25 protein-coding genes are annotated in these 25,654 nt (G+C 71.6%); 14 read left to right on the plus strand and 11 right to left on the minus strand.

Translation table 11 applies throughout. From position 1 onward, the window contains the following. Nucleotides 1-103: 103 nt before the first annotated feature. On the minus strand, nt 104-1,120 hold the full coding sequence (locus O7634_RS29485) for a HAMP domain-containing sensor histidine kinase (RefSeq protein ID WP_278153402.1): 1,017 nt from the start codon (nt 1,118-1,120) through the stop codon (nt 104-106). Beyond that, entirely contained in the window at nt 1,113-1,808 is a 696-nt protein-coding gene (locus O7634_RS29490; protein WP_278153403.1) for a response regulator transcription factor, read from the minus strand. The genes O7634_RS29485 and O7634_RS29490 overlap by 8 nt, the downstream gene beginning before the upstream one ends. A 158-nt stretch (nt 1,809-1,966) precedes the next feature. On the opposite strand from O7634_RS29490, the gene O7634_RS29495 reads away from it, so the two are divergent. Then, nucleotides 1,967-3,046 (plus strand): NAD-dependent epimerase/dehydratase family protein, encoded by a 1,080-nt coding sequence (locus O7634_RS29495; RefSeq protein ID WP_278153404.1) that lies wholly within the window; start codon nt 1,967-1,969, stop codon nt 3,044-3,046. Here the strand turns inward: O7634_RS29495 and O7634_RS29500 are convergent. Next, a complete protein-coding gene (locus tag O7634_RS29500; RefSeq protein ID WP_278153405.1) occupies nt 3,018-4,373 on the minus strand; it encodes a hypothetical protein in 1,356 nt (451 codons plus the stop codon). The genes O7634_RS29495 and O7634_RS29500 overlap by 29 nt on opposite strands. A gap of 147 nt (nt 4,374-4,520) precedes the next feature. Between O7634_RS29500 and O7634_RS29505 the strand changes: the two genes are divergently transcribed. The 9 genes from O7634_RS29505 to O7634_RS29545 all read left to right on the plus strand — a co-directional run bounded on the left by O7634_RS29505 (nt 4,521) and on the right by O7634_RS29545 (nt 12,702). Beyond that, the gene (locus tag O7634_RS29505) at nt 4,521-5,198 is read left to right on the plus strand and encodes a glycosyltransferase family 2 protein (RefSeq protein WP_278153406.1); all 678 of its coding nucleotides are present in this window, start codon (nt 4,521-4,523) and stop codon (nt 5,196-5,198) included. Beyond that, the gene (locus O7634_RS29510) at nt 5,195-5,884 is read left to right on the plus strand and encodes a DUF2064 domain-containing protein (protein WP_278153407.1); all 690 of its coding nucleotides are present in this window, start codon (nt 5,195-5,197) and stop codon (nt 5,882-5,884) included. The genes O7634_RS29505 and O7634_RS29510 overlap by 4 nt, the downstream gene beginning before the upstream one ends. Next, nucleotides 5,881-6,585: a methyltransferase domain-containing protein gene (locus O7634_RS29515; protein WP_278153408.1), complete on the plus strand. Its 705-nt coding sequence runs from the start codon at nt 5,881-5,883 to the stop codon at nt 6,583-6,585. Before O7634_RS29510 ends, O7634_RS29515 begins: the two co-directional genes overlap by 4 nt. Continuing rightward, nucleotides 6,582-7,739 carry a molybdopterin-dependent oxidoreductase gene (locus O7634_RS29520; protein WP_278153409.1) on the plus strand — a complete coding sequence of 386 codons (1,158 nt, stop codon included), beginning with the start codon at nt 6,582-6,584 and terminating at the stop codon, nt 7,737-7,739. Before O7634_RS29515 ends, O7634_RS29520 begins: the two co-directional genes overlap by 4 nt. After that, on the plus strand, nt 7,736-8,161 hold the full coding sequence (locus O7634_RS29525) for a hypothetical protein (protein WP_278153410.1): 426 nt from the start codon (nt 7,736-7,738) through the stop codon (nt 8,159-8,161). The genes O7634_RS29520 and O7634_RS29525 overlap by 4 nt, the downstream gene beginning before the upstream one ends. Nucleotides 8,162-8,172: 11 nt before the next feature. Beyond that, on the plus strand, nt 8,173-8,991 hold the full coding sequence (locus O7634_RS29530) for an S-methyl-5'-thioadenosine phosphorylase (RefSeq protein ID WP_278153411.1): 819 nt from the start codon (nt 8,173-8,175) through the stop codon (nt 8,989-8,991). 37 nt (nt 8,992-9,028) lie between these two features. Then, nucleotides 9,029-9,580 (plus strand): DM13 domain-containing protein, encoded by a 552-nt coding sequence (locus O7634_RS29535; protein WP_278154112.1) that lies wholly within the window; start codon nt 9,029-9,031, stop codon nt 9,578-9,580. A 405-nt stretch (nt 9,581-9,985) separates the two neighbouring features. Then, nucleotides 9,986-11,335: a ricin-type beta-trefoil lectin domain protein gene (locus O7634_RS29540; protein WP_278153412.1), complete on the plus strand. Its 1,350-nt coding sequence runs from the start codon at nt 9,986-9,988 to the stop codon at nt 11,333-11,335. A 104-nt stretch (nt 11,336-11,439) separates the two neighbouring features. After that, a complete protein-coding gene (locus O7634_RS29545; protein ID WP_278154113.1) occupies nt 11,440-12,702 on the plus strand; it encodes a ricin-type beta-trefoil lectin domain protein in 1,263 nt (420 codons plus the stop codon). A 140-nt stretch (nt 12,703-12,842) separates the two neighbouring features. Here the strand turns inward: O7634_RS29545 and cutA are convergent, their stop codons facing one another. Continuing rightward, the gene (gene cutA, locus O7634_RS29550; RefSeq protein WP_278153413.1) at nt 12,843-13,166 is read right to left on the minus strand and encodes a divalent-cation tolerance protein CutA; all 324 of its coding nucleotides are present in this window, start codon (nt 13,164-13,166) and stop codon (nt 12,843-12,845) included. A 229-nt stretch (nt 13,167-13,395) separates the two neighbouring features. Between cutA and O7634_RS29555 the strand changes: the two genes are divergently transcribed. After that, nucleotides 13,396-13,698 (plus strand): hypothetical protein, encoded by a 303-nt coding sequence (locus tag O7634_RS29555; protein ID WP_278153414.1) that lies wholly within the window; start codon nt 13,396-13,398, stop codon nt 13,696-13,698. A gap of 19 nt (nt 13,699-13,717) precedes the next feature. Here the strand turns inward: O7634_RS29555 and O7634_RS29560 are convergent, their stop codons facing one another. The 7 genes from O7634_RS29560 to O7634_RS29590 form a co-directional block, all read right to left on the minus strand. Further along, entirely contained in the window at nt 13,718-14,821 is a 1,104-nt protein-coding gene (locus tag O7634_RS29560; protein WP_278153415.1) for a cellulose binding domain-containing protein, read from the minus strand. A 149-nt stretch (nt 14,822-14,970) separates the two neighbouring features. Then, nucleotides 14,971-15,366, minus strand: a complete 396-nt coding sequence (locus tag O7634_RS29565) for an AtzH-like domain-containing protein (RefSeq protein ID WP_278153416.1) — start codon at nt 15,364-15,366, stop codon at nt 14,971-14,973. 80 nt (nt 15,367-15,446) lie between these two features. Then, nucleotides 15,447-17,075 carry a regulator gene (locus tag O7634_RS29570; RefSeq protein WP_278153417.1) on the minus strand — a complete coding sequence of 543 codons (1,629 nt, stop codon included), beginning with the start codon at nt 17,073-17,075 and terminating at the stop codon, nt 15,447-15,449. Nucleotides 17,076-17,087: 12 nt separating this feature from the next. After that, nucleotides 17,088-17,780, minus strand: coding sequence for a cysteine hydrolase (locus O7634_RS29575; RefSeq protein WP_278153418.1), 693 nt, complete (start codon nt 17,778-17,780; stop codon nt 17,088-17,090). 9 nt (nt 17,781-17,789) lie between these two features. After that, complete coding sequence (locus O7634_RS29580; RefSeq protein WP_278153419.1) at nt 17,790-18,479, minus strand: isochorismatase family cysteine hydrolase; 690 nt, start codon at nt 18,477-18,479, stop codon at nt 17,790-17,792. A 39-nt stretch (nt 18,480-18,518) separates the two neighbouring features. Then, complete coding sequence (gene atzF, locus O7634_RS29585) at nt 18,519-20,309, minus strand: allophanate hydrolase (protein WP_278153420.1); 1,791 nt, start codon at nt 20,307-20,309, stop codon at nt 18,519-18,521. 104 nt (nt 20,310-20,413) lie between these two features. Beyond that, on the minus strand, nt 20,414-21,079 hold the full coding sequence (locus O7634_RS29590) for a GntR family transcriptional regulator (protein ID WP_278153421.1): 666 nt from the start codon (nt 21,077-21,079) through the stop codon (nt 20,414-20,416). Nucleotides 21,080-21,449: 370 nt separating this feature from the next. Here O7634_RS29590 and O7634_RS29595 point away from each other — a divergent pair, with 370 nt between their 5' ends. From O7634_RS29595 to O7634_RS29605, 3 genes are all read left to right on the plus strand, one after another. Next, the gene (locus tag O7634_RS29595) at nt 21,450-22,031 is read left to right on the plus strand and encodes a hypothetical protein (RefSeq protein ID WP_278153422.1); all 582 of its coding nucleotides are present in this window, start codon (nt 21,450-21,452) and stop codon (nt 22,029-22,031) included. A 214-nt stretch (nt 22,032-22,245) separates the two neighbouring features. Next, nucleotides 22,246-22,848 (plus strand): lytic polysaccharide monooxygenase, encoded by a 603-nt coding sequence (locus O7634_RS29600; RefSeq protein WP_278153423.1) that lies wholly within the window; start codon nt 22,246-22,248, stop codon nt 22,846-22,848. Between the two features lie 411 nt (nt 22,849-23,259). Then, entirely contained in the window at nt 23,260-25,617 is a 2,358-nt protein-coding gene (locus O7634_RS29605) for a non-reducing end alpha-L-arabinofuranosidase family hydrolase (protein WP_347404297.1), read from the plus strand. Nucleotides 25,618-25,654 lie beyond the last annotated feature (37 nt).

Genomic DNA, 25,654 nt, shown 5'->3' on the forward strand with positions numbered 1-25,654 from the left:
TTGTGTGCGGCTCGTTACCCCCGTGTTGCGGATCAGTGTTAGCGATGCCATCTGAAGTGTCAAGATGACATCGACGATCAGCTATCGTTCGATGCTCCGCCGGTCAGGCGGTGGCCAGCCGCACCAGGAACTGGCAACCCTCGGCGGTGTTGCGCACCTCGACCCGGCCGCCGTGCGCCTGCACCAGACCGTGCACGATGGCCAGACCGAGCCCTCCGGACGCCCCGGCGTCACCGGCGCCGGGGGTGCGGGCCGGCTCACCGCGGAACGCGATGTCGAACACCCGGGGGAGATCGGCCGGCGGGATGCCGCCGCAGGTGTCGGCGACCGACAGCCAGGCGTGGCCCTCCTCCTCGCCGGCCTCGACGCGTACGGTGCCGTCCTCCGGTGTGTAGCGAACCGCGTTGAGCAGCAGGTTGACCACGACCCGGGACAGCTCCGGTTCGCTCGCGGCCACCGTGGGCCAACCCGTCTCGCTGGCCACCAGCTTGATCCGGCGCGCGTCGGCCAACGGCGTGGTGGTGACCAGCGCGTCCGAAACCACCTCCCCCAGCGGCACCGCCGTCAACGACAACCGCAGCGCTCCGGCGTTGATCCGGGACAGCTCGAAGAGATCGTCGACGAGTCGGGTCAACCTGTCGGTCTCCCGCCGGATCCGGCGGTGGTACTCGTCCACCGTCGCCGGGTCGTGGACGACCCTGTCCTCCAGCGCCTCCGCCATGGCCCGCAGCCCGGCGAGCGGGGTGCGCAGGTCGTGGGAGACCCAGGCGACCAGGTCACGCCGACCCTTCTCCAGGTGGCGTTCCCGTGCGCGGGCCTGGTCACGCCAGACCGCGGCACGGGCCAGCCGGCGGCCGAAGTGCCCTCCGACCGCGAGGCTGACCACCGCCGCCGCCGCGACGGTGATCAGCACCACCTCCAGGTCGTGCGGGGAGAGGAACATCGCCTCCGCGACCGCCATGACCCCGACCGCGACGGCGACCACGGTGGTGGTGAGCAGCACGCTGACGTGCACGACGATCGAGCTGCGGCGCAGCGCGCGGAGCAGCATCGCGCCGGCGAGGCCGATGCCCAGCGCCGCGCCGAGGGCGATCGCGAAGATCAGCAGGAGGTCACGCATGGGCCGGCTCGTACCGGTAACCGACGCCCCAGACGGTGCGGATCCGCCGCGGATCGGCCGGGTCGGCCTCGACCTTCTCCCGCAGCCGGCGGACGTGCACCGTCACCGTCGACTGGTCCCCGAAATTCCAGCCCCAGACCTGTTCCAGCAGCTCGGCCCGGCCGAACACCCGGGACGGGTGCCGCATGAGGTGGACGAGCAGGTCGAACTCACGCATGGTCAGCGCCAGCTCGTTGCCGGCGAGGTGGGCGGTCCGCGCCGTGGTGTGCACCACGAGCGCGCCGTCGACGAGGGCCTCCGGCCGTCCGGGTGGTGGCCCGCCGGTGGCGCGGCGGAGCACCGAACGGACCCGTAGCACCAGTTCCCGGGGCGAGAAGGGCTTGGTCAGGTAGTCGTCCGCGCCGAGCTGTAGCCCGAGGATGCGGTCGGACTCGTCGCCCCGCGCGGTCAGCATGACGATCGGTATGCCGTCCGGCCGCGCCCGCAGCTTCCGGCACACCGCAAGGCCGTCGATCCGGGGCAGCATCAGGTCGAGCACGACCAGGTCGGGCGTCTCCCGCCGTACCGCCGCCAGCGCGGCCTCCCCGTCCGCCGCCAGGCTGACCTGGTAGCCGTCGTTCTCCAGGTAACGACGGACGACGTCGCTGACGGTGTGGTCGTCGTCGACAACCAGCACACGCTCGGTCACCGGCCTCCCCCACCTCAGTGTCGCGATACTCCCCCGCCTGCCCACCGGCCAGCGTAGCCACACGACGGGGCGCGCCCGCACCGACGAACCCTTGTGAGGTTCTTACGGCTGCGCTCGCGAGGCATCGCGGACGCGGGCGAGGTCATACGGTGGCCGGAATGCGGATACTTGTCACCGGTGCGGCCGGTTTCATCGGCTCCCACGTCGCCGACCTGCTCGTCGCACACGGACACGAGGTGGTCGCCGTCGACGCGCTGCTGCCGGAGGCGCACGGTGTGACGTCACCGCCCTGGACCGAGCGGCACGACCTCGTGGTCGGCGACGTACGCGACCACGACCTGCTGACCCGGCTGCTGGCCGGGGTCGACGCGGTCTGCCACCAGGCGGCGATGGTCGGCCACGGCGTCGATCCCGCCGACGCCCCCCGGTACGCCGCCCACAACGACCTCGGCACGGCCACCCTCCTCGCGGCGATGCACGCCACCGGGGTACGCCGTCTCGTGCTCGCCAGTTCGATGGTCGTCTACGGCGAGGGTCGTTACCACTGCCCGGCGCACGGGGTCGTCCGGCCGGCCGGCCGTCGGGCCGTCGACCTGGCCGAGGGGCGCTACGAGCAGACCTGCTCGCGCTGCGACCGGACGCTCTCCCCCGCTCTGGTGCCGGAGGACGCGCCGCTGGAGCCCCGCAGCACGTACGCCGCGACCAAGCTGGCCCAGGAACACCTCGCCGGCGCGTGGGCGCGACAGACCGGCGGATCGGTCTGGGCCCTGCGGTACCACAACGTCTACGGGCCACGGATGCCCCGCGACACCCCGTACGCCGGGGTGGCGTCGATCTTCCGGTCGGCGCTGGCGGCCGGGCAGCCACCCCGGGTCTTCGAGGACGGCCGGCAGCGGCGCGACTTCGTGCACGTGAGCGACGTCGCCGTGGCCAACGTGCTGGCCCTGACGAGGTCGGCGCCGGAGCCGCTGGTCGCGGTCAACGTGTGCTCGGGAGAGCCGCACACGGTCGGCGAGTTGGCCGACGAGTTGGCGGCGGCGATGGGAGGGCCGTCGCCGGTCACCGTCGGGGGCGGACGGGCGGCCGACGTTCGCCACGTCGTCGCCGATCCGGCCCGCGCCGCCCGACTGCTCGGCTTCACCGCCCGCACCGGATTCGCGGCCGGCGTCGCCGACTTCACCACGGCGGTGATGCGGGAGCCGGCGACGGTCAGGACACCGTCCACAGCAGGTGGTTGACGGCGAGCGCGGTGCCGGCCTGGACCACCAGCCAGAACCGTCGGTGCGCCACCGGTAGGTGCGCGGTGGCGACCAGCAGCCAGACGGCGAACGGCAGCCAGATCCGCTCCACCTCGGCCTTGCTGAGCGCGGACAGATCCGCCGCGAGCACGGCCACGGCCGCCGCGACGGGTAACCACACAGCGGGTCCGGCGCTGGCGAGCCGCTGGCGCAGGGTCGTCGCGCGCACAGGTCGCCCCGACACGGCGGCCACCGTCCGCCGCAGCGCCGGCCCGACCACCGGCCCGGCCGAGAGCAGCAGCGCCGCCAGGTTCGCCCAGACCCAGTAGCCGTACGGGCGGTCGGCGGCCCAACCCTGGTAGTAGCGACGGGTCACCAGGTGGTAGCCGTCCACCCACCAGAAGCCGGCGGCGGTGAACACGGCGACGACGGTACCGACCGCTGCCGCCGCGACCAGGAGCACGCCGAGACGGTCCCGCGCCCGTAGCAGCACCACCGTCACCGCGAGCAGGCCGACCAGGACGAACCCGTACGAGAGGTAGAGCGCGAAGCCGAGCAGCAGCCCGCCGGGAACGGCCCCGGATCGACCGCCCACCGTCAGCAGCGCCAGACCGGCGGCGACCACCGCCGCGAAGATCCCGTCCGCGGACGCGCCCACCCACACCGCCCCCGGGAAGAGGATCAGGAAGGGCCACACCGCCCGGGCCGCGTCCTCGGCGCCCAGCGCCCGCAGCGTCACCGGCACCGACACCGACACGGTGGCGCCGAGGAGCACGCAGGCGAGCCCGGCCGCGGTCCCACCGCCCAGGCCGATCCGTTCCAACCCGACGAACAGGAGCAGCGCTCCCGGTGGGTGCGCGGCGGTGTGGGTGGACCAGGAGTCGGGCTGGAAGTCGAGAATCCGGTCGGCGAAGCCGGACAGCAGGGACCCGACGTCCGTCACCCGGGGCACCTCGTGCAGGTACTCGGCCTGCACCGTGAGACGCTCGGTCAACCCGGCGGACCAACCGTCCACCAGGGCCAGCGACAGCGTCCAGAGCACCGAGGCGAGGTAGCCGACGACGAGCAGCCGCGTCCACCCTGCGCCGGTCCCCCAGCGCGTGCCCCGCCAGACGAGCAGCGCCGCGATGAGGAGCGCGGCGGGGCTGCCGAGGCCGACGTGGGGGTGCCAGGTGGCGTAGAGCGGGGCGGCGTCGGCGTGCAGCCGTACGCCCCGATCGTTGAGCAGCGCGCCGACGCCGACGGCGGCGGCGAGCAGCGCCACCTCGACACCCAGGACGAGCATGTCGGCGGACCGGGGGCGTCCCGGACGGGTCAACAAGGTCATGATGACGGCCGACGATACGACCTTCGACCAGGCAGTTCACGGCCTGGCGCGGCGACGTCAGGGACTCGTAAGATCCGCTGCCGCGTAAGCGATTCGTAAGGCGGCACAACGCTCCGGACCGACCGGGGCGGGCCTAGCGTCGCCGGTATGCGCACAACGATCGACGTGGTGCTGCCGTGCCTGGACGAGGCGGCCGCCCTGCCTGCCGTACTGACCGGGCTGCCACCCGGATACCGCGCCATCGTGGTCGACAACGGCTCGAGCGACGGTTCCCCGGTGGTCGCGGCCGGCTACGGGGCCCGGGTCGTGCACGAGCCGAGACGTGGATACGGCGCGGCCGTGCACGCCGGCCTCCTCTCGGCCGACGCGGAGCTGGTCTGCGTCGTCGACGCGGACGGCTCGTTCGACCCGGCCGAGCTGCCCAGGCTCGTCGCGGCGGTGCTGGACGGTCGGGCCGACCTCGCCGTCGGGCGACGCCGTCCGGTCACGGCGGGCGCGTGGCCGTGGCACGCCCGGGTCGGCAACGCGCTGGTCGCCGCGCTGCTGCGGCGCCGGGGGGTGCCGGTGCGCGACATCAGCCCCATCCGGGTGGCCCGCCGGACGTCGCTTCTCGGGCTCGCCGTCGGCGACCGCGCCTTCGGGTACCCGTTGGAGTTGCTCCTGCGCGCGACGGCGGCGGGTTGGCGGATCGTGGAGATGGACGTCGCGTACGCGCCCCGCGCCGCTGGCACGCGGTCGAAGGTGTCCGGGTCGGTGCGGGGCACGCTGCGGGCGACCCGGGACTTCGCCGGAGTGCTGCGCGCCGGGGTCGGCGGTGCCCGGTGACCGTCCTGCTCGTGGTCGCCAAGGCGCCGGTGGCGGGGCAGGCCAAGACGCGGCTCTGCCCGCCCGCTGACCACACCCAGGCCGCCCGGGTCGCGGCGGCGGCGTTGCTGGACACCCTCGCGGCGGTACGCGCCACCCCGTCGACCATCCCGGTGCTGGCCCACACCGGTCGGTTCGCCGAGGCCGAGCACGGCGCGGAGCTGGGCGCCGCGCTGGCGGGCTGGCACCTCCTCGCGCAGCGCGGCGACACCTTCGCCGACCGCCTCGCGAACGCGCACGCCGACGCGGGCGCGGCCTTTCCCGGCCGAGCGGTGTTGCAGATCGGCATGGACACACCGCAACTGCGGCCAGCCCTGCTCGACACCGCGCTGAGGCTGCTCGCCGAGCGGGGTGCGGTGTTCGGTCCCGCGCTCGACGGCGGGTGGTGGGCGCTCGGGCTCAGCGATCCCGGCCACGCGGACGCGTTGCGCGACGTGCCCATGTCAACGGACGACACCGGTCGCCGTACCCTCGCCGCCCTTCGCCGGCGCGGCATCCGTCCGGCGAGCCTGCCGGCACAGCGGGACGTCGACGACTGGTCCGCGGCGCTGGCGGTCGCCGCCGAGCTGCCCGGCACCCGGTTCGCGGCTGCCGTCGGGTCGGTCCGGAACCGGCTGGCGATCGGACAGCCCCGGTGCGCCCGATGATCACGCTGGACGATTTCGATCTGGCGCTGGGCGGGCCCGACGGGTGTCCCGCCGAGCACGACGGGCGGGGCGGACCGTTCGGGAGGTCGACCCGACCCGCGCCCGGACACTGGCTGGTGCACGACGACGGGCGACGTGACCCGTTGCCGGTGCGACGCTGGCACGGTCCTGCCGAGCCGGTGATCGAAGCCGTGGCCGCCCGCTGCGACGGCCCCACCATCGATCTCGGCTGTGGTCCGGGGCGGCTGACCGAGGCGCTCGCCCGGCGGGGCCTCGTCGCGCTGGGCGTGGACCGCTCCGCCGAGGCGGTGCGGCTGACCCGATCCCGGGGTGTGGTCGCCCTACGGCGCGACATCCTCGCGCCGCTCCCGGGTGAGGGACGGTGGGCACACGCCATGCTCGTCGACGGCAACATCGGCATCGGTGGCGACCCGGTCCGGTTGCTGCGCAGGTGCGGAGCGTTGATCGCGCCGGACGGGACGCTCGTGGTGGAGGTGGACTCTCCGGGCACCGGGCTGTGGCAGGGCCGGGCGTACGTCCTGTCCGGGTCGCCCGGTGTGCGGCAACGACGGGGACCGGCGTTCCGCTGGGCGCGGGTGGGAGCGGAGACGGTGGCCCGCGTCGCCGCCGCCGCCGACCTGCGGGTAGCGCGCACGTCCCGCTCCGGCGCGCGGTGTTTCGCCGAGTTGGTGCGGTCATGACCCGGCTGCGCCCGCGCGCGCCCGTCCCCGAGGACTTCACCGCGCCGTCGCACTCGCCGCTGGTCGCCGCCCGGCTGGGTCTCTGGCTCGGCGTGGCGTTCGGGCTGTGCTTCGTCACCGGCCTGCTCAGCCACACCATCCAGCACCCACCGGGCTGGTTCACCTGGCCGACCCGACCGGTCGACCTCTACCGGGCCACCCAGGGCGTCCACGTGCTCTCCGGGATCGCCGCGATCCCCCTGCTGCTGGCGAAACTGTGGAGCGTCTACCCGCGACTGTTCGTCCGTCCGCCGCTGCGCCAACCGCTCCGGCTGGCCGCCCACGTCGTCGAGCGGGCCACCGTCGGGGTGCTCGTCTGTGCGGCGTTTTTCGAGCTGGTCACGGGTCTGTTCAACGTCGCCCAGTCGTACCCCTGGGGGTTCTTCTTCCCGGCGGCGCACCACGCGGTCGCCTGGCTGCTGGTGGGTGGGCTGCTGCTGCACATCGCGGTGAAGCTGCCCACCGCCCGCACGGCGCTGGGCACGCCGCTGCGCCGGAACCGGATGATCGACGAGCGCGCCGACCGGGAGTCGTCCGGACGACGCGCGTTCCTGCGTACGTCGGCGGGCGTCGCCGGCGTCGCCGTGCTGGCCACCGCCGGGGTCACCGTTCCGTGGCTGCGTCGGGTGTCCCCGCTGGCGTGGCGCTCCGCGTCCGGGCCGCAGGGCGTGCCGATCAACCGTACGGCGGCGGCCGCACGCGTCATCGTCCCGCCCGACTGGCGGTTGGAGATCGTCTGGCCCGGTGGTCGACAGACCTTCTCCCTGGCCGAGCTGTCCGCTCTGCCGCAGCGCACCGCGCGACTGCCGATCGCCTGCGTGGAGGGCTGGAGCGCCTCCGCGCGGTGGACTGGCGTGCCCGTCGGCGAGTTGCTACGGCGAGCCGGCGCGCCGGCCGGTCGACCGGTGCGGATCGCCTCGCTGGAGGCCGACGGCCTGTACGCCACCAGCACGCTCCCGGCGAACCATGTCGGCGACCCGCTGACCCTGCTCGCACTGAGGATGAACGGAGAAGAGTTGTCCCCCGACCACGGCTATCCATGCCGCCTCATCGCGCCGAGCCGGCCCGGCGTGCTCCAGACCAAATGGGTGACCCGGCTGGAGGTGCCACGGTGAGAGCCGCCCGACTGCTGCTGTTCCTGCTCGGCGCCGCCTCGGCGGCGTACGGCGGTCGGCTGCTCCTCCCCCAGCTCGGCCCCACGCTGCCGTGGCTGATCGGCGGTCCGGTGCTCCACGACCTGGTGGTGGCGCCGCTGGCCGGGCTGGTGGGGCTGGCCCTGGGCCGACTGGTGACGGATCGGCTCCGCCTGACCCTGATCACCTTCGGCCTGCTGGCCAGCGCCACACTGCTGCTGATCGCAGCGCCGCTGCTGTGGCGGCCCCCCTCGGCACCCCCGAACCCGGGCCTACCGGACCGCGACCATCCGCTGGGTCTCGCCGTCGGGCTGGCTGTTGTCTGGGCCGCGGTCGCGCTCGCCCTGGTCGTCGCCACCATCGTCAACCGGCGCGGCGCGAGCCGCCGAACCGACACCCGGTGAGGAGCAGCGCCATGGCGGCCGAAGCGACACCCGTCGAAGGCCCGCGGATCGGCGTGATCGGCGGGTCGGGTTTCTACGAGTTCCTCGACGAGGTCACCGAGGTTGCCGTCGACACGCCGTACGGGGCACCGAGCGACCAGGTCTCCATCGGTGGTCTCGCCGGGCGGGAGGTGGCGTTCCTACCGCGGCACGGACGTCGGCACGCTCTTCCCCCGCACCGCATCAACTACCGGGCCAACCTGTGGGCGTTGCGGGCGCTCGGCGTCCGGCAGATTCTCGCACCGGGCGCCGTCGGCGGCCTGCAACCGGAGTTGGGCCCCGGCACCCTCGTCATTCCGGACCAGTTGGTGGACCGGACCAGCGGCCGCGAGCAGACCTACCACGACGGGCGACCCGGTACGGACGGGCAGCTCCCCCAGGTCGTGCACGCTCCCTTCGCCGACCCCTACTGTCCGGTCGGACGGGCCACGGTCCTCGACTCCGCCCGGCGCGGGGGTTGGTCGCCGGTCGACGGTGGCACCATGGTGGTCATCGCCGGCCCCCGCTTCTCCACCAGGGCCGAGTCACGCTGGTACGCCCGGGAGGGCTGGACAGTGGTCGGGATGACCGGCCACCCCGAGGCGGTGCTCGCCCGGGAACTGGGGCTGTGTTACACCGCCCTGTCGCTGGTGACCGATCGCGACTCGGGTGTCGAGGCCGGGCAGGGGGTGACCCAGCAGGAGGTCTTCGCGGTCTTCGCCCGGAACGTCGACCGCCTCCGCGTCCTGCTCGCCGAGGCCTTGGGCAGGTTGCCGGCGGGCCAGGTTGGCTGTGCGTGTGCGGGACACTGACCGAAACCGAGAGGAGATCGTCGTGCGGGTTCCGATCCTGAGGTCGCGCCCGGCCTGGGCCGCTCTGGCCTGCGCCGTCGTCGTGGGGCTCGTGGTGGGCCTCTACTGGTTCCAGCCGTGGAAGCTGTTCACCGACACCTACGTCGACGAGGCGGTTCCCCCCACCGAGACCGCGGCGACGGTGCCCACCGCCACGGCGGCGGCCCCGGCGACCTCGGCCGCCGCGCCAGCGGCCACCGAGGTCCTGACCGCCGGCGCGTTCGTCACCCACGAGCACCGGACCACCGGCCGGGCCGAGATCCACCGGCTCGCCGACGGGCGACACCGGCTCGTCATCCGTGACCTGGACACCTCGAACGGGCCGGACCTGCGGGTGTGGCTGACCGACCAACCGGTGGTCGAGGGCACGGCCGGCTGGCGCGTGTTCGATGACGGCGAATGGGTGGAGCTGGCCCGGCTCAAGGGCAACAAGGGCAACCAGGTGTACGAGCTGCCGGCCTCGGTCGACCCCGGTGACTTCCGCAGCGTCTCGATCTGGTGCAAGCGATTCGCGGTCTCCTTCGGGGCTGCCGATCTGAAGAGCGTCTGACCGGACCCACCTGCGACCGGCCCGTCTTGTCGGGCCACCGCCGCACCGGTTCGTCGGGCCGCAACCCGACGGACACGACATTGACATCTTTCACTGCACGATCTAGCGTCTGAGCGAATCGATTCGAGGCCAGGCGGGGCGCTCCGGCCCCGTCCGGCTCGGTCGGGTGGCGTTCGGGCGCGTGCGGTGCGGGCCACCGACGATTCGACGACCACCTGGTCCGCGTGGGCAGCGAGACCGGTGGCGGGAACCCGTTGTGCCGGGCTCAGGTGCCGTGACCCGAGCGCGCCCTCCGGTGTCCCGCCCGCGGTGAGCGCGCCGGCGGTGACGACCCGGCCCGGCGTGCCGATCGCCGCGCGCCCTTTCAGCTGCATCGATTTCGTGCCGAACGGCGGGAGCCCCATCATGACAAGACGTAGACCCATCAGCGCCTCTCTCGCGGCGGCGGCGGTTGCCGTCGTCACCACCGTCGCGGCGGCACTCGCCGGCGGACTGGGCGGCACCGCGTCGGCCGCGGACGTCACAGCTGCCGCCGCCACCGCGGGATGCGGTAAGGCGCCGACGTTGACAAGCGGTCAGCGGTCCATCCAGAGCGGCGGGCAGAACCGAAGCTTCATCCTGAGGATCCCCGACAACTACGACCGGAACCACCCCTACCGACTGATCTTCGGGTTCCACTGGAACGGCGGCACGGCCAACGACGTGGACGGCGGCGGGTCGGACGGGGCCGCCTGGTCCTACTACGGGCTGCGGCAGCAGGCGAACAACAGCACCATCTTCGTGGCCCCGCAGGGCAACGGGAACGGCTGGGCCAATCCCGGCGGCCAGGACGTCACCTTCGTCGACAACATGATCAGCCTGATCGAGGCCGACCTCTGCGTCGACACCACGCAGCGCTTCGCGCTCGGCTTCAGCTACGGCGGCGGCATGAGCTACTCGCTGGCCTGCTCCCGGGCGGGCGTCTTCCGCGCCGTCGCGGTCTACGCCGGCGGGCAGCTCAGCGGGTGCAGCGGCGGCAACGAGCCGATCGCGTACATGGGCATCCACGGCATCGGTGACTCGGTGCTCAACATCTCCGCCGGACGGTCCCTGCGCGACAGGTTCGTCCGGAACAACGGCTGCACCGCACAGAGCCCACCCGAGCCGAGGGCGGGCAGCCTGACGCACATCACCACCACCTACTCCGGCTGCCGGTCCGGCTACCCGGTGGTGTGGGCGGCCTTCGACGGCGGGCACACCCCCGGCCCGGTGGACGGCGGCGGGGACAGCGGCGCCCGGACCTGGACCAAGGGCGAGGTGTGGAGGTTCTTCACCCAGTTCGGCGGTACCGACCCGACCACCCCACCCCCGACGGACCCGCCCGCGGGCGGCACGTCGCCCCTGCGCGGCGTCGCGTCCGGACGGTGCCTGGACGTCAACGGCGGCTCGCAGGCCAACGGCGCGGCCGCGATCATCTGGGACTGCCACGGCCAGAGCAACCAGAGCTGGACCTCGACAGCCGCCCAGGAACTGCGCGTCTTCGGTGGCAAGTGCCTCGATGTCAACGGCGCCGCCACCGCGAACGGCAGCCCGGTGATCGTCTGGGACTGCAACGGGCAGTCCAACCAGAAGTGGCGGCTCAACTCCGACGGCTCGATCACCGGCGTCGGTTCGGGCCGGTGCCTGGCCACTGCCGGTAACGGCACCGCCAACGGCACCCGCGTCCAGATCTCGGACTGCAACGGCGCGGACAGCCAGCGCTGGAGCCGGAGTTGACCCCGCCGACGACGGAGAAAGGTTTCGCTGTGCCACCTCGCAGACTCGCCGCCGCGCCCTGGCTCGGAGCGGTCCTGGCAGCCCTGGTCCTGGTTGCCGTGGGGATGTCCGTCGTCGCGACCGTCGCGCCGGCCGCCGCGGCGCCCACCGCCGGATGCGGCAAGGCGCCCGGCCTGACCAGCGGCACCCACACCATCCAGAGCGACGGCAAGACCCGCAGCTTCATCCTGCGGCTCCCGGACAGCTACGACAACACCTATCCACACCGGCTGGCCTTCGGCTTCCACTGGTTGGGCGGCACCGCCACCCAGGTCGCGTCGGGCGGCACCGACGGCGCCGCGTGGGCCTACTACGGCATGCTCTCGCAGGCGAACAACACCACGATCTTCGTCGCCCCGCAGGGCATCAACAACGGTTGGGCCAACTCCAACGGTGAGGACGTGACCTTCACCGACGACATGATCCGGACAATCGACAACGCACTCTGCGTCGACACGTCGCAGCGGTTCTCGGTCGGGTTCAGCTACGGCGGCGCGATGAGCTACTCCCTGGCGTGCTCCCGGCCGACCGTGTTCCGGGCGGTGGCGGCGATCGCGGCCCCGGGCCCGATCAGCGGATGCAGCGGCGGCACCCAGCCCGTCGCGTACCTGGGCATCCACGGCATCAACGACAACATCTCGAGCGGGCGGGCGTTGCGCGACAGGTTCGTGCGGAACAACGGCTGCGCCGCGCAGAACCCGCCCGAGCCGGCGGCGGGCAGCCGGACCCACATCACCACCGCCTACTCCTGCCAGCCCGGCTATCCGGTGCTCTGGGCCGCGTTCGACGGCGGCCACCAGCAGGGCCCGGTGGACGGGTGCGCCGGCTGTGAGAGCGGGGCGCGGAGCTGGGTCAAGCAGGAGGTGTGGCGGTTCTTCGCCCAGTTCGGTGGCACCGATCCGACCACCCCGCCCCCGACCACCCCGCCGCCCGGGCAGCAGAACGTGCTGATCGCCGGCACCCAGTCGGGACGGTGCGTCGACGTGCCCAACTCGAGCACGAGCAACGGCGCCCGGGTGCAGCTGTGGGACTGCAACGGTGGCAGCAACCAGCGCTGGACGCACACCGCCAACCGCACCCTGACCGTCTACGGCAACAAGTGCCTGGACGCCAGCGGAGCGGGCAGCGGCAACGGCACCGCGGTGATCATCTGGGACTGCAACGGCCAGCCCAACCAGCAGTGGAATCTGAACGCCAACGGCACCATCACCGGCGCACAGTCCGGGCTCTGCCTGGACGCCGCCGGGTCCGGCACGGCCAACGGCACGCAACTGCACCTCTGGGCCTGCCACGGCGGCGCCAACCAACGGTGGAGCACGCGCGCCTAGCGCGCGTCGGCGTCCTCGATCGGTCGAGGAGTCCTGGAGCGGTGCGCCTCAGGGGCGAATCCATGCCCCTGAGGCGCACCGCTCGACACCGCAGTCGCCGCCGTGCGTCGTGGAGTTGCGGACACTGGCCGCCGGGTTTTCTAATCGGCCTCAACCGTCCGTCTGATCCACGCCAGATAATCCGCCGAGCCGTGAACAACCGCTACGGCCGTAACTTGCGGATTGTCCCACGGGTGCGCGTCGACCAGGTGTGATTCCAGGGCGGGATACCGGTCGGCGGTGGTGAATAGCAGCACCTGCCATTCCTCGCCGGCGCCTCGTTCGCCGAGGTGCCAGAACACGGACGTGACCGGGCCGGTCACCTGCGCGCCCGCCGCCAGGCGTGCCGTTGTTGCCCCCTCGGCCAGCTTCACTGCGGCATCGCGGGTGGGGGCGGATGTCGACACCTGCACGTAGTCGCTCACCAGCACAGGCTAACGGCGCTGGTGTCCGCGGACAGGTGCGGACAGCCGGAGGACAGTTGCACCCATCTGAACGTCCTGGCAGCCCGTAACGTCCCACTCACGAAACGGCGGCGCTGCGTCTATGCCCGATGTCGATGCGCGGTCCCCCCGCCGTACCGCCGAAGGGCGGGGGGCGTCCGAGCCGGACAGACCGGGCGCCCCTCTGCCAGCCCAACCCGAGGAGACGGCCATGATGGGGGCGGAACCAACAACAGTTCAGGCGGGCAGCACCCTGTACGCCCGGCGGACGGCGGCGGAGCTGAACGGGCGGTTGGGCGGAGAGCACGTACCCCGGCGCCCGCAGTGGGACTGCCTCGCGTGCGAGCAAGATTCGCCATGTGATCCGGCCCGGATGCGGTTGGCCGAGCAGTACGGCGACAGCCGGATCAACCTGTCGATCTACGTGGGCGGCCTGCTCTTCGTGGCCATCGCCGAACTGCCCGACGCCAATCCGGCTGATCTGCACGAACGGTTCGTTGCCTGGACCAGGTGACCTGTCGCTCGCGGCCCGCTCAGCCCACCGAGCAGGGCGCGCCGTTCAACGAGAAGCCGGTCGGCGGCGCGTCGCTGGCACCCCACCGTCCCTGAACGCCGAAGGTCGCCGAGCCGCCCGGCGCGAGCACCCGGTTCCAGTCGACGTTACGGGCGGTCACCGTGGCGCCGGCCTGACCGACGGTGGCGTTCCAGGCCGAGGTGACCTGCTGGTCACCAGGGAAGCCGAAGGTGACGATCCAGCCGTCGACCGGCGCGGCTCCGGTGTTCTGCACCGCCACCGTGGCCACGAAACCGCCCTGCCACTCGGACTGGTTGCGGTAGGTCACCCGGCAGGTCGAGGGCGGCGGGGTCGGTGGCGTCGACGTCGTGGGCAGCTCGATGGTGTTCGAGGCGATCGACACGTTGCCGGCCGCGTCCCGGGCCCGCACGTAGTAGCGGTTGCGCAGCGGCGTCGTGGCCGGCAGCGGCGTCGTGTACGTCGTCCCCGGGACGGTGGCGACAAGCCTCGAGGTGAACCAACCGTCGAACTCGTAGATGTTGTATCCCAGTACGGCGACGTCGTCCGTCGACGGGGACCAGGACAGCGTGGCGGTGGAAGGGGTCACGTCGCCGAGGGTCAGGTCCTGCGGCGCGCTCGGCGGGGTGGTGTCCGGGCCGGTGTCCGTCACCGGCGTGACCACTGCCAACGCGTTGGACCAGTTCGACCGGTGTCCGAGGTCGTCCCGGGCGGACACCCGGAACGTGTACTGCTGGCCCGGCGCGATGTGGTTGGTGATCGTGGTGGTGGTGACGGCGCCGACGCTGGCGCTGAAGGCCAGGTCGCCGAACTCCTGGTAGTACGCGATGTCGTAGCCGGCGATGGCGCAGCAGTCGGACGTCGCGGCGGTCCAGGTGAGGGTGATCGACCCGGTCCGCACCTCGGCGGTGGTCAGGCCGGTGGGCGCGCCCGGCGGCGCGACCTCACCGGACGCCGGAGCGACCGCCGGATGGACGGCGGGCGCGGCGCCTGCCGCCGACGCCGCGTTCAGCGGGGTGCCCACCACCGCTGTCGAGAGCACGACGGCGGCCAGCAAAACCGGCCGTGAACGGCGGAACAGCGAGGAGGAGAGGGCGCCTGTCATGTCCAGACGATGCCGCCGTGACATCGATGATCGCCAACGCGTCTCACCACTCGGTCCGGGGAAACCTCAGGATTTCCGCCGCGGCCGTACGCGCCTGTTCGGGACGACCACGGACCTGACCCCGCTGTACATCTACAGTGCCCACCGCATCAACTGATCTCCTGCCCCTGGCACTGCGGGACGGAGACGTGGGCGGTGACGATCCGCCAACCGACGGGTAGGCGTACCCAGGTCTGGGTCTGCCGCCCGGTGGCGTCGGCGTCGGCGTAGCCGAAGCGGGTCGTCACCACCGCGAGGTCCGTGCCGAACGTGGTGACCACCGGGTCCACCAGCCGGCGACCGGCCGGCAGCGGCGGCTGCGCCGCCCGCCACTTGCGCTGCTCGTCCAGCCCGTACTGGTGGTCGGCGAGGCCGAACCGCACGGTCCGCCCGGAATCCCAGAAGTACGCGCAGATCCGGTCCGCGTCACCGTCCACCAGCGCCCGTTCGTAGTCGGCGAAGGCCGCCGCCACCTCGGCGACGACCTCGGTCCGGTCGATCTCCATCCGGTACGTCCCTTCGATCGGTCGGGTCGGGTGTCGGCGGTCCGGTCGGGAGCGGTGACCTCCCGACCGGACCCGACCACTCAGCCGGGCAACGCGGACGTCCTCCGGTCGGCGTCCGTCCGCTGGTGGGCGGGGTCGGCGCGATCGGGCTCCTGGTCCGGTTCGAAATCCTCCGGTTCGGGCTCGCGGGGGGTGGGGCGGCCGAGCGCGAAGACCGCGCAGATCGCCGCCACGAAGAGGTAGCCCAGCGCCACCTGGCCGTTGGCGTTCCACTCGATCCGCTCGCCGTGAATGAGCCCGATGAACGACAGCAGCGCGCCGGAAGCGGCGAAGATCGCGGCCCGGACGAACCGCCTGTCGATGATGAAGACCACCACCGCGCCGAGCACCAGCCCGGCGAGGATCGCGCCCTGACCGAGCACCAGCAATCCGTCGTAGACCACTCCGGCGCCGTTGAGCGCGTCGTCGCCGACCGCCGCGGCGGTGGTGCCGGCCGCGGCCAGGGCGTTGTCGATCTGCCCGGTCGCCCAGGCCGCGATGTTCGGGATCAGCGCGGCGACCACGGCGGCGGCGTGCGCGCGGGGCGTGGCCTGGAACGCCTGCGCCCCGATCAGCAGCCCGATGTAGAGCAGGATCGGCACGATGGCCGCCGTCGGGAAGATCGCGCCGAGCAGCCCGAACATGCCGAAGAAGCACAGCAGGGCGATCACCACGCCGGTCGCCATCGAGTAGCCGGTGCGTCCGCCGGCCGCCTTCCAGCCCGGGTGCCCGACGTACACGGCGGGCGGGAACGGCGAGCCGAGCGCCGCCCCGACCACCGCGCCCGCGCCGTCGGCGAGCAGGACGCTGCGCAGGTTGTAGTTGTCCCCCGCGGTGGCCGCGCTCTCCACGTTCGTCATGCCCTCGGTGAAGTTGTAGACACCGAGCGGGATCGCCGTCGCCAGCAGCGGCGCCATGTCGGCCAGCCCGGCGCCGAGCAGGTCCAGCTTGAGCGAGGGTACGGCGAGCGCGATGTCCCGGGCCGCCGCCGTGACGTCCGGCACCGACATCGCTCCACCGGCCCAGCCGATCGCCGTGCCGAGCAGCAGCGCGGCCAGCCCGATCGGGAAGTTGAAGGGCAGCCTCACGTCGGTGAGCAGGCCAATCAGCAGCAGCGCGAAGACCGGCAGGGCGACCCAGGCCATCCGCCACATCTGCCCGGCCGGGTTCATCGAGATGAAGGTGATGGAGATACCGGCGAGGGTGCCGAGCAGCGCGGCCCGGGGCGCGTACCGGCGGATGTAGGGCCCCACGAACGCGCCGATCAGCACGATCACGCCGATGATGAAGGCCCACGCCAGCCCGGCCTCCCAGGCCCGCACCGGGTCCTGGGTACGCAGGTAGATCGGCAGCATGATGACGAAGATGACGATGAACATGTGCGGCACGCTCGGCCCGTACGGCAGGGCCGTCACGTCGCTGCGGTTCTCCCGCCGGGCCAACCGGCGGGCCAGGTAGGTGTAGTAGATGTTCCCGGCGACCAGGGCGATGCCGAGCGCCGGCAGGATCGTGCCGAACACCTCCCCCTCGGGAAGGTTCACCACGACCAGGCAGAGCCCGGTCAGGGTGAGCACGTTGACCAGGACGTTGACGCCGAAGCCGAAGAACGCGTTGGTGTCGCCGCGTACCCAGTACGGCAGCGGGGCGACTGTCGGTGTGGTCGAGGCCATGACTGCTCCCGGTCAGGAGGAGGGCTGCAACACGGGGGTGGTGGGCAGCGCGGCGCGCACCTGCGCGGAGTCGGCGACCCAGCCGAAGATGCCGCCCTGGGCGGCGATCATGTCGAGCCCGACCCGCTGGAACTCGGGGAAGTAGGACCCGACACAGTCGGCGAGCACGAGACACTCGTACCCGCGGTCGTTGGCCTCCCGGACCGTCGTGTGCACGCACACCTCGGTGGTGACTCCGGCGACCAGGAGGCTGCGGACGCCCCGCTCGGCGAGCAGGGCGTCCAGGTCGGTGGCGTAGAAGGCGCCCTTGCCGGGCTTGTCGACGACCGGCTCGCCGGGCAGCGGCGCCAGCTCGTCGACGATGTCGTGGCCGTACTCGCCGCGGATCAGAATGCGGCCGTTGGGTCCCGGGTCACCGATCCGCCGGCTCGGCGCGCCACGGTGGAGCTTGGCCGGCGGGCAGTCGGACAGGTCGGGCAGGTGCCCCTCACGGGTGTGCAGGACGTTCAGGCCCACGGCGCGGGCGTCGGCGAGCAGCGCGGCGAGCGGCGCGATGGTGCGGCGCAGGTGGCCGACGTCGTTGCCCAGGCTCTCACCGAATCCGCCGGGTTCCAGGAAGTCGCGCTGCATGTCGATGACGAGCAGCGCCGTGCTCGCGATGTCGAAGGTGTACGGGCCGGGTCGCGCGGCGGCGATCGTCAACACTGGGGCACCTCACCCGGCCGTCGCGGCGATGACGTCGTCGGAGGTGGTGACGCAGCCGAAGACACCGCCCTGCATGGTGACCATGTGCAGTGCCGCGTCGTGGTTGGCCTTGTCGGTGGCGCCGGTGCAGTCGGACAGGATCAGGCACTCGTACCCTCTGTCGTTCGCCTCGCGCATCGTCGTGTGCACGCAGACGTCGGTGGTGATGCCGGTGAGGATCAGGTGGGTGATCCCCCGGGTACGCAGCACCAGGTCGAGGTTCGTGGCGTAGAAGGCGCCCTTGCCCGGCTTGTCGATGACCACCTCGCCGGGGAGCGGGGCGACCTCGGGCACGATCTCCCAGCCCGGCTCTCCTCGGACCAGGATCCGACCGGCCGGACCGGCCGAGCCGATCTCGGCGCCGATGCGCGCGGAGCGCCACCGTTTGTTCGCCGGGAGGTCGGACAGCTCCGGGTCGTGTCCCTCCCGGGTGTGCACGACGAGCATCCCGAGCGCGCGGGCGTGCGCCAGCAGCCGGGCGGTGGCCGGCAGGCCGGCCCGGGTCAGCCCGATGTCGTAACCCATCGCGTCGACGTAGCCGCCCGGTCCACAGAAGTCGGTCTGCCAGTCGATGCAGAGCAGTGCGGTACGCGCGGTGTCCGCCACGCCGTCGTACGGCCACGGATAGGGGTTGGCCGGTACCGGTCCGATGCTGCCCATCCTCTCGCCTCCTGTCGTCATCGCGGGTGTCCGCCCGCCCTATCGCCGGACGGCGGCGCGCCGGTAGGCCCGCCATCCGCCGGCAGCGCTGATGTCCTCGGCCGGTGGGCCGGCCGCGTACGCCTCGCAGAGGAAGCCGAGCACGTCCCGGCCGTCGTGCAGACGGACCCAGCCGAGCGAGAGCGGCGCCGGCACCCCGGCCAGCAGCCCACCGACCGCGTGCCCGGGTAGTCGCCACAGCTCGACGTCGATCTGGTGGCCGGCGGGTCCGTCCGGCGCGACCCGCACCAGGCCGGGCAGCCCTTCGCCATCCGGGGTGTCCATCCGGAACAGCCGGTAGAGCGGGGCGGTGCGGGCGGCGCCGACGAGGGACGCACCGCGCCCGACCAGCTCGGCGTTGCGGGACTCGCCTGTCAGGTGCCGGCCGACGACGGCGACCACCAGCTCGGCCGGTGGTGGACCGCTCTCGACCGCCACCGCCGGCGCCTGCTCCCCGGTGAGGGTGGCGGCCAGGCGGGCCAGCGTGGTGTCGGTGAACGCCGGGCCGACCAGGGTCAGGCTCGCCGGCCGGCCGGCGCTGGTGAAACCGTTGGGGACCGTCACCGCGGCCAGGTCGAGCAGGTTCGCGAACTGCGTGTAGCGCCCGAGGACGGCGTTGCGCCCGATCGGATCCTCGGCGATCTCGTCGAGCGTGAACGTGGTGCCGACGGTGGGCACCACCAGCACGTCGACGTCCTGCCAGATGTGATCGACCTGGGCGCGCAGCGCACGGAGGTGGTGCTGGCCCCGGAAGGCGTCGACGGCGTCGTAACGCCGTCCGGTCTCCAGCACGGCCCGGGTGACCGGGTGCACGGAGTCCGGGTGCGACCGCAGGAAGTCGTCCAGGGCGACGAGTCGCTCGGCCACCCAGGGCCCGCGGTAGAGCAGGTCGCCCGCGTCGAAGAAGGGACCGAGCGGCACCGGCCGGGATGACCCCACGAAGGTCCGCAACCGTTCCACTCCCGCCGCGAACCGCGCCTCCTGCCCGGTGTCGCCGAAGAACTCCAGGTCTTCTGCCCGTGGCACGCCCAGGCGTAGCGTCCCCGGCATGCGGGCAACCACCTGCTCCGTCGGCAGCGGACGCCCCCACGGGTCGGCAGTGGTCACCGCACGGGCCGCGTGCAGCACGTCGACGGCTCCGGCCACGTCGGTGGCGAAGACCGACACGCAGTCCAGCGAACGGCAGGCCGGGACCACGCCGGCAGTGCTGAGCAGCCCCCGGGTGGGCTTCAGGCCGACGATCCCGTTGAGCGCCGCCGGCACCCGGCCGGAGCCGGCGGTGTCCGTACCGAGCGCGAAGCTGACCTGGCCCGACGCCACCGCCACCGCCGATCCGGAGCTGGACCCGCCGGAGACGAGGCCGCCGCCGAAGACGCTCTGGCAGCTGCCGTACGGCGAGCGGGCCCCGGTCAGGCCGGTGGCGAACTGGTCGAGGTTCGTCTTGCCGACGAGCAGCGCGCCGGCGTCGAGCAGCCGGCGTACCACCGGAGCGTCCCGGGTGGCCAGGTACCCGAAGTCGGGGCAGCCCGCCGTGGTGACCATGCCGGCCACGTCGATGTTGTCCTTGACCGCGAAGGGAATGCCGTACAGCGGCAGCGCGGGGTCGCCGTGGCGGGTCAGCGAGCGGGCGCGCTCGCGCAGCCGGTCGGCCGGGACCGTGCTGATCCAGACCGGCCCTCCGTCGCGTCCGGCCAGCCCGTCCAGGACGCGTTCGACCTGGTCCGTCGGGGTCAGGCCGCCATCGCGGTACGCCGACCGGAGTTCCGAAATCGATTGCACTGGATCTGGCATACAGTCGATTGTCGACTGTTCTGTTACGGCAAACCGCGCGGCGCGTAACGAGGACATGACGGCGCGTGGCGTGAGCCGGTCGCCCGGTTCGCGCGCGCCACACCTCAGCCGAGGTACGAGCGGGCACCGTGCCCGGAGAGCACGGTGAGCACCTCCTCCGGGTCTCCCCCGGCGACAGCCTCGAACAGCCGCTCGTGCCGGTGGACCCCGTCCAGTGGCTGCGCCACCTCGGCCTCGCGGCGCAGATTGATCGCCATGTAGAGCTGCAACTTCACCAGGATCGAGCCGTACACGGCGGAGAGTTGCCGGTTGCCGGCGAGCGCGACCAGCTCGACGTGGAACTGCCGGTGCGACTCGGCGACAGCCAGCCGGTCACCGGCCCGGGTCGCCTCCCTCAGCTGCTCCAGCGTGGCCCGCAGCGGGACGAGGTCGCTCTCCCGGGCGACCGGGATCCCCGCCCGCACCGAGAACCGCTCCAGCACGTCACGCAGCTCGTACAGCTCGCGCACGTCGCGGTCCGACAGGGTGGCCACCCGCACCCCACGCCGGGGCACGTGCTCGACCAGTCCCTGCTGGGCGAGCAGCCGCAACGCCTCCCGCAAGGGCGCCCGGCTGATCCCCAACCGGCGGGTCAGCTGCTCCTCGACCAGGCGTTCGCCCGGGTCGCTCTTGCCGCTGAGGATCTCCCGGGTCAGCCGGGAGACGGCGAGGTCCACCAGACTGACGCTCTCCAGCTCACCATCCACCGTCGGTGCGGCCCCGTCGTTCACTCCGATGAGTCTGCCACCTGCTTGCCGGGGGTTCGCGTACGCGCGTGCCGTCGGGTGTCGACCGGCGGACGGCGTCGCCGCCGGACGGAGGGCCTGCCGAATCCGGGCTGATAACCGTCAATGTTGCCAGAGCGGACCCAGGCATGTTGAAATGGCTCACATCGCCGCAGCACGGGGGCAACCGTGCTGGGGACGGCCGCGCGGGAGCAGCGCAGTGCCGGCAGCGTGTCGCTTGGGCAGACCCACGCACGCCGCATGGCCGGGCCACCTTCAGGACGACGGGCGCTTCGACGGGCAGGTTTCCCGCCCGGTCGTACGCGCGCCCCGGTCTGCCAGCACACCAGAACCGGCGACGAGGTGAGAAGCAGTCATGATTTCCCGAGAGGCTTTCACGGGGTGGTACCGACACCGCCTGGTGTGGGTGACGGTGATCCTGCTGGTGGTGTCGGCCGGCGCTGTCGTCCTGGTCAACCGCTCCGGCGCGGAGACCGAGCCGGAGGATCTACAGGCGCAGATAGTGGCCCGGATGCGCACCACACTGGAACGGGTGGACCCGGGGCAGCACAACCACGCCGGACACACCGCGCAGCAGGCGGCCGGCGGGGACCAGAAGCCGGCGGTGATCTGCGGGGTTCGCGTCTACGGCTACGAGCCCTCCGACGTCACGGCGCTCGCCGACGTGCGGACGGTCTACGGCTTCCACCTCTGCGGGATCGCCGAGAAGAAGCGCCCGTGGGACGTGGCGGTCAAGCTCGTCGGCCCGGTGATCATGGACATGTCCACCGATCCCCCCGGCATCCAGGTGGTCGAGGCGACCGAGAACGTCAGGTTCGTCGACAGGTTGCGGGAGATGTTCCCGGACAAGTACGAGGAGCTGGCGCTCAAGGAGGCGCTGACCGAGTCGGAGATGGCCGACCAACGCCGCCGGTACGACGCCGCAGCCGGACTGTGAGCGACCGGATCGGACGATTCGGTCCAGCTCGATCCACATCCCACCTTAGATAGATCAACATTGATATTTAGACATATAGATGTAACAGTTGGCTTGGGAGCGTTCCCAACCCGTCCCGAAGAACGGAGGATGAACAGTGCGTTCACACGTGTCCGATCAATCCGGCGGACGATCCCGGTCCACTGTCCGTCGGTCGCTCCAAGCGCTCGCCCTGATGTTCGCCATGGTGGTCGGCACGCTGCCGTTTACCGGCGCCGCCCAGGCGCACGGCACGATCATCAACCCGGCGAGCCGGGCCTACCAGTGCTGGAACACCTGGGGCAGCCAGCACATGAACCCGGCGATGCAGCAGCAGGACCCGATGTGTTGGCAGGCGTTCCAGTCCAACCCCGACACGATGTGGAACTGGATGAGCCAGTTGCGGGATGGACTCGCCGGCCAGTTCCAGGCCCGGACCCCGGACGGGCAGCTGTGCAGCAACGGCCTCTCCCGGAACAACTCCCTCAACCAGGTGGGAGCCTGGAAGTCGACGACTGTCAGCAGCAACTTCACGGTCCAGCTGTACGACCAGGCCAGCCACGGTGCTGACTACTTCCGGGTGTACCTGACCAAGCAGGGCTTCAACCCGGCGACGCAGCAGCTCGGCTGGGGCAACCTGGACCTGGTCGCGTCACCGGGGCGGTACGCGCCGGCACAGAACATCTCGTTCAACGTCTCGGCGGGCGGGCGCACCGGAAACCACATCCTGTTCGTGATCTGGAAGGCGTCCCACATGGACCAGACCTACATGTGGTGCAGCGACATCAGGATCGCCTGATCCGCGACGTCCCCGGTAACACCGTTCCGGCCCAGGGTGTTCACACCCTGGGCCGGTTCGTCGCTTCCGGCACCACCGGCGCGGTCGCGCACCGAACCGCAGGAGTGGACCGACATGCGCGCCAACCCGCAACATCCCCGAAACTACCGGTTGAAACTTCTGGAATTTTCTGCGAGCCTGAGGCATCGATAGCTGTGAACGTTAACAGGATCCATCGTGGGTCGGAGGCGCCGTACCCGACTCCTCGGGCCCACCCGCACCGCCGCTGAGCACGTCCCACCACCGCATGGGAGCAGCGCGCACGCCATCTTCCCACCCCACCACCGGAGGATCAGCATGACTTCCCGGTCCCGTCCCCCCGGACGCGCCAGACTACGAACGTTCACTATTTCCGGAACAGCCGCGATAATTGTGGCCCTGGCCGCGTCGCTGCTGCCCAACCTCGCCCAGGCCGCCGAGCCGACCCTCGGCGCCGCCGCGGCCCAGTCCGGTCGATACTTCGGCGCCGCGGTGGCCGCGAACAAGCTCGGTGACAGCGCCTACACGACGATCCTCAACCGGGAGTTCAACAGCGTCACTCCCGAGAACGAGATGAAGATCGACGCGACCGAGCCGCAGCAGAACAACTTCACCTTCGGCAACGCCGACCGGATCGTGAACCATGCCACCTCCCGGGGTTGGAAGGTCCGGGGCCACACCCTGGCCTGGCACTCCCAGCAGCCGGGCTGGATGCAGGGCATGGAGGGCAGCGCGCTGCGCAACGCGATGCTCAACCACGTGACCCGGGTCGCCACCTACTACCGAGGCAAGATCCACTCCTGGGACGTGGTGAACGAGGCGTTCGAGGACGGCAACAGCGGCGCCCGTCGTAACTCGAACCTCCAGCGCACCGGCAACGACTGGATCGAGGCCGCGTTCCGCGCCGCCGACGCGGCGGACCCGAACGCGAAGCTCTGCTACAACGACTACAACACCGACAACTGGACCTGGGCCAAGACCCAGGCGGTCTACAACATGGTGCGCGACTTCAAGTCCCGGGGCGTGCCGATCGACTGCGTCGGGTTCCAGTCGCACTTCAACGCCAACTCGCCGTACAACAGCAACTACCGCACCACGCTGTCCAGCTTCGCCGCCCTCGGGGTGGACGTGCAGGTCACCGAGCTGGACATCGAGGGCTCCGGCACGACGCAGGCCAACACCTACCGCAACGTGGTCAACGACTGCCTCGCCGTGGCCCGCTGCAACGGGATCACCGTGTGGGGGGTTCGGGACTGCGACTCGTGGCGCTCCGGCGGCACCCCGCTGCTCTTCGAGTGCAACGGCAACAAGAAGGCCGCCTACACGGCCACCCTCGACGCGCTGAACAGCGCCACCCCCACCAACCCGCCCACCGACCCGCCGACCGACCCGCCCACCAACCCACCGGGCTCGGCCAACGAGATCGTCGGGACACAGTCGGGCCGGTGCGTGGACGTGCCCAACGCCGCGACCACCAACGGCACCCGGGTGCAGCTCTACGACTGCAACCGGCAGACCAACCAGTCGTGGACGTACACCTCCGGCAAGCAACTCCAGGTGTACGGCAACATGTGCCTCGACGCCGCCGGCTCCGGCAACGGCGCGGCAGTGCAGATCTACAGCTGCCACAGCCAGACCAACCAACAGTGGAACGTCAACTCCAACGGCACCATCAGCGGCGTCCAGTCCGGCCGCTGCCTCGACGTCTGGAGCACCGCCAACGGCGCCCAGATCCAGCTCTACGACTGCCACGGACAGGCCAACCAGCAGTTCCGGCTCAACTCGCTCGGCGGCACCACGCCGCCGCCGACGACGCCGCCGACCACGCCGCCGCCGAGCAGCTCCTGCGACCTGCCGTCGACGTACCGCTGGTCGTCGACCGGCGCGCTGGCGCAGCCGAGGTCGGGCTGGGTCTCGCTGAAGGACTTCACCGTCGCGCCGTACAACGGCCAGCAGCTCGTCTACGCCACCACGCACGACACCGGCACCACCTGGGGCTCGATGAACTTCGGCCTGTTCAGCAACTACTCGCAAATGGGCTCGGCCAGTCAGAACGCGATGAACTCCGCGACCGTCGCGCCGTCACTGTTCTACTTCGCGCCGCGCAACATCTGGGTGCTGGCCTACCAGTGGGGTGGCCCGGCGTTCTCGTACCGGACCTCCAGCGACCCGACCAACCCCAACGGGTGGTCGTCGCCGCAGACGCTGTTCAGCGGCAGCATCTCCAACTCCAACACCGGCCCGATCGACCAGGCGTTGATCGGTGACGACCAGAACATGTACCTGTTCTTCGCCGGTGACAACGGCCGGATCTACCGGGCCAGCATGCCGATCGGGAACTTCCCGGGCAGCTTCGGCTCGAACTACACCACGATCATGACGGACTCGACGAACAACCTGTTCGAGGCCGTTCAGGTCTACAAGCTCCAGGGCCTGAACAAGTACCTGATGATCGTCGAGGCGATCGGCGCGAACGGGCGCTACTTCCGCTCGTTTACCGCCAGCAGCCTGGGCGGCACCTGGACGCCGCAGGCCACGTCCGAGAGCAACCCGTTCGCCGGCAAGGCCAACAGCGGCGCCACCTGGACCAACGACATCAGCCACGGTGAGCTGCTGCGGACCAACGCCGATCAGACGATGACGGTGGACGCCTGCAACCTGCAACTGCTCTACCAGGGTCGCTCGCCCAGCTCCGGCGGTGACTACGGGCTGCTGCCGTACCGGCCGGGTCTGCTGACCCTGCAACGCTGACGGACGGCGCATCCACGGGGGCGGGCGGCTCGGCGAA

This window comes from Micromonospora sp. WMMD1120 (genome assembly GCF_029626235.1).
Lineage (GTDB): Bacteria > Actinomycetota > Actinomycetes > Mycobacteriales > Micromonosporaceae > Micromonospora.